General features: G+C 36.7%; 12 protein-coding genes. 4 read left to right on the top strand and 8 right to left on the bottom strand.

The window, feature by feature from the left end:
* Positions 1 to 37 precede the first annotated feature (37 nt).
* Positions 38 to 496 carry an HNH endonuclease gene (locus BN1360_RS00060; RefSeq protein ID WP_068777893.1) on the bottom strand — a complete coding sequence of 153 codons (459 nt, stop codon included), beginning with the start codon at positions 494 to 496 and terminating at the stop codon, positions 38 to 40.
* Positions 497 to 1,357, bottom strand: a complete 861-nt coding sequence (locus BN1360_RS00055; RefSeq protein ID WP_068777892.1) for a hypothetical protein — start codon at positions 1,355 to 1,357, stop codon at positions 497 to 499.
* 185 nt (positions 1,358 to 1,542) lie between these two features.
* On the opposite strand from BN1360_RS00055, the gene BN1360_RS00050 reads away from it, so the two are divergent.
* Together BN1360_RS00050 and BN1360_RS00045 are read left to right on the top strand one after the other, a co-directional pair.
* A complete protein-coding gene (locus tag BN1360_RS00050; RefSeq protein ID WP_229520683.1) occupies positions 1,543 to 1,836 on the top strand; it encodes a hypothetical protein in 294 nt (97 codons plus the stop codon).
* Complete coding sequence (locus BN1360_RS00045) at positions 1,833 to 2,222, top strand: pepsin/retropepsin-like aspartic protease family protein (protein WP_068777890.1); 390 nt, start codon at positions 1,833 to 1,835, stop codon at positions 2,220 to 2,222. The genes BN1360_RS00050 and BN1360_RS00045 overlap by 4 nt, the downstream gene beginning before the upstream one ends.
* A 69-nt stretch (positions 2,223 to 2,291) precedes the next feature.
* Here BN1360_RS00045 and BN1360_RS00040 read toward each other — a convergent pair whose 3' ends face one another.
* The 6 genes from BN1360_RS00040 to BN1360_RS00020 form a co-directional block, all read right to left on the bottom strand.
* Complete coding sequence (locus BN1360_RS00040) at positions 2,292 to 3,902, bottom strand: recombinase family protein (RefSeq protein WP_068777889.1); 1,611 nt, start codon at positions 3,900 to 3,902, stop codon at positions 2,292 to 2,294.
* Positions 3,903 to 3,999: 97 nt separating this feature from the next.
* Entirely contained in the window at positions 4,000 to 4,170 is a 171-nt protein-coding gene (locus tag BN1360_RS00035; protein ID WP_157259328.1) for a hypothetical protein, read from the bottom strand.
* 201 nt (positions 4,171 to 4,371) lie between these two features.
* A complete protein-coding gene (locus tag BN1360_RS26345; RefSeq protein WP_082789872.1) occupies positions 4,372 to 4,716 on the bottom strand; it encodes a DNA methyltransferase in 345 nt (114 codons plus the stop codon).
* A 394-nt stretch (positions 4,717 to 5,110) separates the two neighbouring features.
* A complete protein-coding gene (locus BN1360_RS00025; protein ID WP_068777888.1) occupies positions 5,111 to 6,724 on the bottom strand; it encodes a DUF2326 domain-containing protein in 1,614 nt (537 codons plus the stop codon).
* Entirely contained in the window at positions 6,702 to 6,941 is a 240-nt protein-coding gene (locus tag BN1360_RS26285; protein WP_068777887.1) for an ABC-three component system middle component 7, read from the bottom strand. The genes BN1360_RS00025 and BN1360_RS26285 overlap by 23 nt, the downstream gene beginning before the upstream one ends.
* Entirely contained in the window at positions 6,938 to 7,693 is a 756-nt protein-coding gene (locus tag BN1360_RS00020; protein ID WP_019638539.1) for an ABC-three component system protein, read from the bottom strand. The genes BN1360_RS26285 and BN1360_RS00020 overlap by 4 nt, the downstream gene beginning before the upstream one ends.
* 288 nt (positions 7,694 to 7,981) lie before the next feature.
* Between BN1360_RS00020 and BN1360_RS00015 the strand changes: the two genes are divergently transcribed.
* Together BN1360_RS00015 and BN1360_RS00010 are read left to right on the top strand one after the other, a co-directional pair.
* Positions 7,982 to 9,094, top strand: coding sequence for an SIR2 family protein (locus tag BN1360_RS00015; RefSeq protein WP_068777886.1), 1,113 nt, complete (start codon positions 7,982 to 7,984; stop codon positions 9,092 to 9,094).
* Positions 9,069 to 10,805, top strand: a complete 1,737-nt coding sequence (locus BN1360_RS00010; RefSeq protein ID WP_068777885.1) for an ATP-binding protein — start codon at positions 9,069 to 9,071, stop codon at positions 10,803 to 10,805. The genes BN1360_RS00015 and BN1360_RS00010 overlap by 26 nt, the downstream gene beginning before the upstream one ends.
* Positions 10,806 to 11,123 lie beyond the last annotated feature (318 nt).

Below are 11,123 nucleotides of genomic sequence, written 5' to 3'. Positions count from 1 at the left end.
TTGGAGATGTGGTTTGAAACACACCAAAATTTATCGCTTATGTTGAAATTTCCGTAATGTTAATCAGTTCTTTAATCTCTTCAATCGTGAAACACGGGTACCTACTGTGAATCATACTGTGACAATTTGAACAGACCATTTTAATGTCCTCATCATTTATTTCAGTTTCCACCGTTAATTCACCAATAGGCTTGGTATGATGACCCTCGATAAAGTTTTTACCAATGTCACCATAGACTTTTTGAAAACTAAATCCACAAGCTTCACATGCTAATAATGGATCTTTTTTCGTATATTGTTCCTTGCATTTTCTCATAAATGAAGCGTCTCTTTCTTTTTCATAATGTAACTTTAGCTTTTTCTCTCCTTCAAAAGTGGTTAATGAGGAATACTCCAGAGTACTCGCCACTTCTTCATTTCTGATTTTCAACAATACCCCATTCTGATCATATATATCTAAATAGGATTCAACTGATAAAAAATCGACATTTTCCATCTATAATAATTGCCCCTTACATTCTGAACATATTAGTTGCAATTCATTATTAATACTGGTTTTTACCAATATCCAATTTGATGAAATATTCTCTTTTTTTCTATCGCAGTGCGGGCAGATAAAGAAAAAACGCTCATGTGTCTTTATTATGTCATTGTATGTTATTGTTTGATCCTCTTCCAGTAGATTATTATCACTTAAATACATCTGAATTTTTTTAAAGTGAGCGGAAATCATATTAGGTGTTGCCTTAAAATTGGGTTCTAACATCACGCGAGTAAGGAGTTCAGCGATAACAAAATTAAATTCAATTTCTATGTTTTCCTTTACAAACGAGTTTTTTTTCCTCACTGCATTATCCGGTGAACATACATGGAAATTTTTTTTATCAATACCCAGTTGGTAAAATACGTTGAATATATATTCAGTTCTTATGTTTGATTTAATATATTGTTTAATATGCGCTAATTGTTTGTATGTTAAGGGACGGGATTCAGCATATTTTTTCTCCTTTGTCCCTATTTTCAAACTCAAGATATTACTTAGAAAGCTTTGACTAAAATTATCTGGATACTGTACAATTAGGAAATTTTTAAATGAGGACAGGTTCGATATAACGGAATCTATTAAATTTGGTGCATAATCATTATAGAATAGAACTTCAATATATTCCTCAACATCTTTTAGAACAAACAAATTAAAAGGTTTATTGGTAAATTTATGAAATCTAAAAAAATTCTCAAGTTTCTGATAATACCCCTTACTAAAATTAGTCATGGTTTTGTACTGTTCAATCCATATTTTATTATTGGATTCAATCACTTGTGTTAATAACTCTTTGGGAAAAGATGCTTTTTCCATAAATTACCCCCCTTAACTGCTTTCACTTCGAAACACAAGTTACCGATACAATATTTTATGTTCAAATTTTTAGCAAAACACATTAACACGCCGATATTCAGATGTCTTTACTTGAAGACTGTATTGTACCACATAATTACAATTCCCACACCAATACCCTTCCATTTGGACAAATATGCTATAATATGATTACTACAGTTCCAAGTAAGGTGAAGCCGATGAAATGGGGAGAAATTACCGAACTGCATCCAAGCCGCTTTGTACTTGTCGAAGCAATCAAAGCAAGCTCCAGCAATTGCATACGTCAGTTAGAGGAAATGGCAGTCATTCAGGATTACGATAATCCGCAGGAAGCGTGGAGTGGCTATAAAGAGCTGCATAAGTTACATCCGTCTCGTGAGTTGTATGTATTCCATACGAGTAGAAAAGAAGTAGAAGTTGTTGAAGAGTTTTTCTCAGGAGTACGGCAGCAACTATGAAGATAAGACTACAGAATGGTTTACCTATTGTATCCTTGACTTTAACTCGAAATAACCAAACTATCGTACTGAACAATGTATTATTTGACACAGGCTGCGCGGCAACAGTATTCGATACCGATGCATTAGCAGCAATAGGTATCTACATTGATTTTATCAATGGACGTGCCAAGCGAATGTATGGGGTAGGAGGAACGAGTGAGGTTTGCTATGAACAGCCGATTTCTGAGTTTCGTATTGAAGAGGTCATTTTAGATGACTTTTCGATTCAGCTTGGTTCGATTCAAGAACCCTATGGATTTGATGGTATTGTAGGCATTGATTTTATGATAAGAGCCAAATGCAAAGTGAATTTCGAAACTATGACTATTGAGCTTGAAAAATAGACCAAGCGATACCATTCATCACTGGAAGATATCTATCGCTTGGTCTATTTTGCGCTAGGCGCAGTAAACCTAATTCAAATGTTCCTTCTTATCAGCTTCAAGCTCCTGCAACGACAACCCAAAGGTCGTCACCACCTGAATCTCACCATCGCGGCTCACTTTAATTTCTGATAACAGCTTTTTCAGTATCAACTGCATCTCATCAAATGAATCGAAGTCCAGATCTAGCAGCTCATCCAGCATATCCATCACTTGCTCGTACAGCTCGGTTAAGTCTGACTTTTTCTGTTTCTCCTCACTAACCTCTGTCAGCCTCTTCTCCAATTGAACGATTTCCTGCTCATAGATAGCCTTCTCCATGTTATACTGCTGTTCATCATGGAACCCGCCTGACAGCTTCTCACGACGCAATTCAAACAGACATTTGCGATTTTCTGCAATTCGCTTATGGAGCTTCTTCAACTCGCCTTCAAGGTCTGACTGATTAATTTGAATGAGTCTTTTATGCTTTTCTAATAATTCCTCTGCTGAGGTTATATGTCTCAGAGCATGAGATAATGAATGAATAAGGTCATCGCGAAAAGGATAGTAGGGGAGCCAAAAGTCGTTATTACATCCAGCGTCGCCTTGTCGTCGTCTTTTGGAGCAGACTAGATAGCGGTATTCTCTACCATCACGGTCTGTTTTCTTGCTTTTGGACTTCATGCTGACCATTGACGAACCGCAGTGCGCACATTTGATTATACCAGCAAATATATTGATTTTCTGCCTAATTCCGCCGCGCTCACCACCGCCTCGTTCTAGCCGCAACTCTTGTGCTAACTGGAAAACTTCCTCATCAATTATGCCCTGATGAGTTTGCTCATCAATGGCATAGCGCCATTCGCTTTTGGGGCGCTGCACCTGTACCTTTTTTCTTTCTGACATATCGTTTACATTGGTGTATACCGTTTTTGTTTCATATTTGGAAAAACGATTTTTACCAATGTAAGCTTCATTTTGCAGTATTCGCTGAACCGTTGTAATGCCCCACAATCCTTTTTTGGGAGAGGGGATGCCTTTATCGTTCAAATAAGCCACAATTGCTTTTTCTCCCATTTTATTTGCCGTATACATCTGAAATATCGCACGGACAGTGCTTAATGTTTCCTCATCAGGAACCAGCACCTTCAACCCATTTTGAACGACTCTCTTATAGCCATACGGAGCGCGACTACCAATAAAATTCCCTTTACGGGCTGATTCACGTTTACCACGACGGGAACTTCGGCTAATCTGTTCACTGACCGATTGGTTAATACTCGAAATAATAGAGAAGAGCATTTCACCGTCAGAATCGGAATCGTAATGATCGTCGATAGATATTAAACGGATGTGCAAGGCATCAACAATTTTACGTTTTAAGTTAATAGAGTCGCCAATGTCACGAGCAAAACGAGATAAGGCAGCAAAAATGATAACCTGAAAGGCACCGTTCTGAGCATCTCTTACAACCCGCTGTATGGCTTGTCTGTCAATGATATTCGTTCCTGATTCTCTGTCCTCATATATAATATCTTCACTGGTTTCCCAGCCCATATCTTCCGCATAATGCTTACATGCTGCAAGCTGATGCTCTGGGCTATCCTTCTGACTTTCCTTCGTCGTACTGACACGTACGTAGATAGCGGCTTTCGTCATGATTGATCATTCCCCTTATATAAAAGCAAATCCCTCTGGCAATGCAAGCTCAAGCCAAAGGGACTGCTGGATGTTCAAATTTATGAATAGCTATAGATTAAATGGCACGTCCTAAAGCTGAGATTTTTTTTACACGGTAATTATTGGATTGATACTCATCTATGTTTTTATGAACAACCTGTTTGGCAAGTTCATCAATCATTTCACCCAGATTACCCTGCCCAGCCTGAATATGAATACGGTAAGCTTTATTTAAATCCCTTGACATCGGGCATTCTCCTCTCGAGCGTTCTCATGTTTATTTTATGTTCTATTGATCTTGTACCATAACCGATTAAATCGGAGTGGGCTGTTTTGCTCTATTTTTATGTGTCGCTGAAGTATAACCGAGTTCCATAAATTTTCTAAATATGATTTATCTATATAAACTGTGCAATCACAAACTGTATTCGTATTGAGGTTGCAATGACTAAATCAGGTGAATTAGCTTGTCTTTCAGTTCATTCGTATTCTCTAAACGTATATTCGTAAGCTCTATGTACTTCGATTCTCTTTCAAAGGCAATAAAGTTTCTGTTCGTCATTTGAGTGGCAACAGCTTCGCTGCCGCTCCCACAAAACGGTATGAGGACAATGTGATTTGGATGCGAATGAAGATTAATCAGCTTGATTGAAATTTCCAATGGCTTCTGACAAGGGAATCTCCCATGTCTTTTTTCGAGTCTTGGAGTTAATACATTTTCGAATACACTTTGAATGTTCTTGTTGTCATTGATTTGGCGGTGGATTCTTCTTTTTCCACTCGTATTTAGCACGAATGGTGAAAGATGACTGTTCTATTAAGTAGCCGACTATAAATATGTTATGGTGTGTCAGTGTAAGCATGGAGTACAGCACTCTGTGAGGCAAGATGAAGCAACAACAGGAACGAATAGAGAATAGAAACAAGCCGCCTTTCAAAATAAATTTATCCCTGTAATCGGAAGGGGAAACGCACCGTTGCCCTTTCCTACTATGAACTGACCGACAATGTAATCATCGCTTGATTAATCTTCATCAAATTACGCTACGGCATCTTCTATTGGCTGCTGCGCCACGTCCAAGTCTCCAGTCTAGTTTACAAAAACCTCTGCACTTAGACGTAAAAGCAGAAAAATACCCTATATCCGCTGATGGGGTATAGGGCTTCCAAATTTAATTGATTGTTTCTTATAGATTTTTATTCCAATTTTTTATAAAAAGTATTTTATTTTTAGCTAGTTGTAGAACGGTTCTATCTGAAATTAACTTCCCTGTCTCTTTTTTATAGGAATTCACTTTATCTATCGCTATAAATATTTGTTTGTTGCTCTTGTTATAAATCTCCACAATATTTTCGAGTGCATTATTCTCAATATTTTTCATGAGAGGTAAGTCGTGTACTAGTGCAGGCAAACATGTCAGTTCCAAAAGAGCTATATCAAAAGTAATTAAATTGGCAAAAGCAGTGCCAGTACCAGTATCTCCAAAGGTATTAAATGAGTACCTCTCCCCTTGAATAGATAGCACTGGAGCGCGTCTGTTGTCTGAATAAATTTCTTTATTTAATTTAACCATTTGAATGTTAATTTGACTGCATATTTCAGTCAAGATTGCTTCTCTGTATGTATCCAAGTTTTCTTTTGCAGTTTTCATCGAACTTTCAATAGTTTTCTTCTTTGTATAAAATCCATTTTCATCAGTAAGTTGTTTGATTTTTGATGCAACTTCTACAACCTTTTCAACCGTATATTTAGGCGCATTTTTAATGCTAAGTTTTTCTTTGATGAGCTTATCGATATCTGCGATTTCATTATTCAGTATAGATAATTGCGTATTAATCTCTTTTGCAGTATTTTTAAGTTCGTCTTTCAAGATAGAAGTAATTGATGAGTGAAAATTATCAACCATTATCACACGCTCAACATTGAAGTTGGGAAAATACTCAATCAGTTGTTCCAATTCTGAGTTTGCATTTATATTTTTATTCTCAATGTTTGTTAATGTTCTTTTCAAACGACTTTCAAATACATTCTTTTGCGTGACTAAGCTGCTTTTTTTCTTTTTAAGGTCAAGAATATCCTTTGAGACAAGTGCTTCAATATCTAATGCAGCGCTGATTATACTCTCTTTTAATTTTGTCAGTTCATCATTAAGCAATTCGATTTTCTTCTCATTTTGTCCGAAAAGACTTTTGCTAATATTAGGTATTAATTCTTTTTTTGCAGCTGCAGCTAAGACTGTCTTCTCCTCTGATAACTTGGTGATTTGTTTTTCAAATCCAGCAATTTCACTATATTTATTGAAAAGCTTTACCAATGCAACAACAGAGTCCTTTTGCCGCTCTTTCTCAAAATATTGGATCGGCTTTCTTTCATTTAGATTTTCTTTCCCGTAGATTCTGAAGTATCTTCCAACAATATTTCGAAATGATAATTCTTCAATTTGACATTTATACTTCTCCTGAAGAAACTTGGTATATGCTTCAATTTTAATATTAGTTTGAGCTTGAAAATTTTCATCGCATACTGTTACAAACTTGTAATCAGAAGTAGTGCGATAAAAGAAGTATTCATCCTCATCAAAAATAAACGAAAACTTAAATACGTGATGACCTAAGTTGTCGACAGCATCATGGTTTTTCTTGATATAATCATCGCCGCCAAAAACAAAATCTATAATCATTAGCATTGTAGACTTACCAATGGAGTTTGAGGCAATCTCATCACCAGCTATAACATTCAAGCCTTTGTGAAAAACCACGCGCTGTTCAACAAATTTATCACAAATGATTTGCTTTAACATATCGAATCACCTTCAGTTCCTCATCAATTTCTATTTTTTCAAGAGCAAATAAAACGTCTAAAGCTAATATAAATTGGTTAACATCTTCAAACTTGTGAGATGTTTTTTCAAACAGACTTTCCACACTGTCATCTGTTATACTTAGAATTTCCAGTATATAAACTAATTTTGATATGACGCTATCTTTAAATGGTATTAGCTTGTTAGGAAGTATCAAGAAAACACCTCACAGTCTTGAACAAAAAAAGCAATCACTATCTCACATGCTCTTCTAGAACAATGGTCTGTCTTTTCATCTAACCATTTTACAAGCGCATTATATATGTATTCTTGATTGGTATCTGTTTGCATGCACTTCCAATAAAAACTTTTAACTTGGGATGCAAGAGTATCAAACTTATGTGGAGTAACTTGATCCATTGTCACAAATATATTTCTGATAAAATCGAAGTAATCAACTGCATCATTTTTTATTTTTCGTTTAAGAATGAAAGGAAGCGAATCATTTGTTTTCTCATCGATTTTTAAAGACTCATAACTTAGAGTGGTGATATCCCCGTCAATAGTTTGCAGTTTTTCTAATACAACAGCAATTTCTGATTCAATATTGAACAAGTAATACGTACTTCTGAGTTGGGCATCTTGCAAAAGTCCTTTTTTTAGTTTTACCCATTTATTATACTCTTCAACAGTACGTGGACTGTCAAAACGACCGTGACATTTTGAACAAACTGCAATTACATTTTTCAAATCGTTAACATCATCAGACAACCTCTCCTCAAATTTCAACAAATCTACCTCATTAGGTAACGGATTAGCTGGATAGATATGTGCCACCTCAAAGGACTTGTATATCCTGCCCTTTTTTCTATGAGTAAGCCCATCCGTACATATAGGACAGTAACCATCGACTTCGTTAAATAAAAGCATTTTTTCATTATCGGTAAACAATCGTCTATTATCCTGCATATATAACCCTCACTTACAGTTCAGTAGCATTACTAAATAAATGATAGTCGAATCATGTAGAGTCATTCGACATGTATCCATATTATTCCTCCATATCTTGCAGAAAGTTCTGCACGTTGAGTCAAGAGCAGAAAAAATATTCACCGAATCATCGAGTGTTATAAACGGAATTCCATTTTTAGAATACTTCTTATACAGCAGCAGGTTTTTCCAGGAACGCTGTCGAAACAAGTAACTTATGGATGCAACCAACTTAAATTTATTGGCGAACTTTAAGGGGAAATCTCTATGAGAGACAAATATTCTGAATTTATTGAAGAAACATTTAAATTAAATCCTGTACTTGTAGTTGGAAGTGGGACCTCTGCAGGTGCTGGAATTTCTGGCATGTGGAAGTTAGCTGAATTTTTAACTAAACATGTAAACCCAGATAAACTGAACACCCAGGAACAAATCGTGTGGGAAGATATTAAATCAAAGTTGACTAACGGGAAGGGGCTTGAAGAAGTACTCCAGAATTCTGGAGAAGCTGTTAGTGATGCGTTATTAAAACAAATAATTCAACAGACTTGGTGTTGCATATCATCTGATGAGCAAAAACTATTGCTGGATATATCCACCAACTCTGATCCTACTGGTTTTGTTCGATACTTTTCCAAATATATGACGTCCAACACCAGAATTCTCCATGTAGTGACAACAAATTATGACCACCTTATTGAATGGTCGGCTTCAAAAGCAGGTTGGAAGGTGTGGGATGGATTTGACGAAGGTTCAATCGGTTCTCCGCTTCCTGTAAGCAGATTAAATGAGCAAATGATTCGAACCATAAGGAACGGTCGAACTCCTAATAATATAACACAGCCTCACTTGCGAGTTTACAAGCCTCATGGTTCACTAAGCTGGTTCAAAATTCCTAATGGTGATGTGATGAAAGTGCCTGGAGTCAGTACTCATTTGCTACCGCTATTAGAACAAGTTCAACTATCACCAACAATTGTAACGCCTGGAACAGGAAAGTATCTTGAGACACACATGGAGCCGTATAATACGGTGTTCTCAGAAATGAGACAAGTTCTAAGTGGATGTAACGCCCTGATGTTCTTAGGATTTGGGTTTAATGACCTACACATTCAAGGTAGTTTTGAACCGTTATTACGAAATGAATCTATTCCAAAAATAATCTTGGCAATGGAATTATCAAGTACTGCTAGAGTTTTAATTGAAAGGAAACTTATTAGAAATTTCATTGCAATTCAAAAAGCAGACCAATACAGTGAGATTATCAGTGATAAATTCGAGCCGTTTATTCTAGAGGAACCAAATCATTGGACGCTAGCCGAACTTTTAAATCAAGCATGGGGAGCTGAGTCATATGCAACAAGATATAAACCTATTTAACATCAGCAATGAGTATTTTGTAGGGTATGTTAATAAAGTTGATAGCTATCGTGTAAATGTTTCGACTTCTAACGAGGAACAACTTCGAAAAGTCAATGTTAACGGCTATGTTATTATGAACACCGCTGATCCTAACACTCGTTTGGTTGGACGTATCGAACGGGTGGTTCGTCTAGAGTTTGAAAAAGATGAAGCTTCGGATGATGATAGTAGTAATGTTAATAATGATGTTACTATCAATGCTCTAGGTACGCTCAAAGGACCTCGTGCGGGCAGAGAGCGTCCTTCATTTACGCGAGCTGTCGAAAATCTTCCGGAAATAGGAGCAGAATGTTACTTGCTATATAGTGAATATCTTACTTTATTTACGGGGCTAATCGCTGATGAAACTGCTAAGTCAAAAATCCCTTTGTCGTTAGGCTCATATACAATGGCCGCTAATGCCCATGCTTTATTAGACGGAAATGCATTTTTTCAAAGGCACGCAATGGTTGTTGGCTCAACAGGTTCGGGAAAATCCTGGACGGTAGCAAAAATAATCGAGCAAGTAGCAGGTCTTGAAAATTCTAACATGGTCGTATTTGATTTGCATGGTGAATATGAGCCTTTAGCTAAGCATCCTAATATCACACGCTATCGGATTGCTGGACCAGGGGATTTGGATAATCCTAAAGAAGGCGTACTTTTTCTCCCCTATTGGCTACTCGGCTATGAAGATATGCTTGCTCTCATACTAGATAGAAGTGACGAAAATGCACCAAATCAAGCTATGGCTTTTAGTAATGCTGTTATTAGTGCCAAAAAAGCTGTTCTTGAAGCTGAAAAGATGCATAAAGAACTTGATACCTTTACAATTGATAGTCCCGTCCCCTACAGCTTGGATGATGTTGTAAAAATAATTACCGAACTAAATGAACAAAAAGTTCAAGGAACAAAAGGACCCGTTAACGGTCCCTTTAATGGCAAGTTTAATCGTTTCTTGCCTAGACTCCAATCAAAGCGCAGTGATAGACGGCACGGATTTTTGTTCTCACTAAGCCAACAGCAACTTGCAGTAAATTACTTAGATAGCTTGGTTGAAAAGCTCATGAGAGCAAATACCGAAAATTCACAAGGAATAAAAATTATTGATTTTAGTGAGGTTCCTTCGGATATACTACCAATTGTTCTAAGTTTAGTAGCCCGTTTAGTCTTTCAGGTTCAACAATGGTCTGATAGTACGACAAGACATCCCATTGCACTGGTTTGTGATGAAGCACATTTATATTTACCTAATCGCTTGGCTGCTGATGCAGCAGAAGCTCGCGCATTAGCCCATTTTGAGCGGATTGCTAAAGAAGGGCGTAAATATGGAGTTAGCTTACTTATTATTAGTCAGCGTCCATCTGAACTAAATACTACTGTAATGAGTCAGTGTAATAATGTCGTCGCTCTTCGGTTATCAAATCAATCAGATAAAAGTGCTGTAGCAAATTTGCTTCCAGAAAATCTAGGGGGTATTCAAGATCAACTTCCAACGCTTGGAGTCGGAGAGGCAATTGTTGTAGGTGATTCTTGTTTACTGCCTAGCAGAATAAAAATTCAAAAGCCAGAGTATCAACCTAATTCAGGTTCAGTGAAATTCTGGGACGAGTGGAGCAAAGCTGATAAAATACAAAATCTCGCTCTGGCAGTTCAAAATTTAAGAAGACAAAACAGTACTAAAGAGTAATTTTCTTTATAGTCAATTGTTATTCTATTCTTCATTTTGAACTATTCAGAAATTCCGAACAGTTACTGTTACCATATGAACTTGCAAGTTAACAGTAAATTATAGCATTTTAACTAAAAGCAGTTGTCAAGTATAACTCGACAACTGCTTTTGCATCTCCTATTTCATCCAATCCTCTAAAATTCTCCCCACCAGTGTAACTAACATCTCTTCGATGTACTTAGTTGAGGCTGCCGCATTAAAGTTTACTCCGAAAACCTAACAAACTCAACGCTTCCCGCCACTTTAACCTAAGTGTGTTTCAAACCACATCTCCTT

The sequence above is a fragment of the Paenibacillus sp. GM2 genome (assembly GCF_900069005.2).
GTDB lineage: Bacteria > Bacillota > Bacilli > Paenibacillales > Paenibacillaceae > Fontibacillus.
The sequence above is the reverse complement of the archived record's forward strand: the minus strand, read 5'-3'. Positions and strand labels throughout refer to the sequence as shown.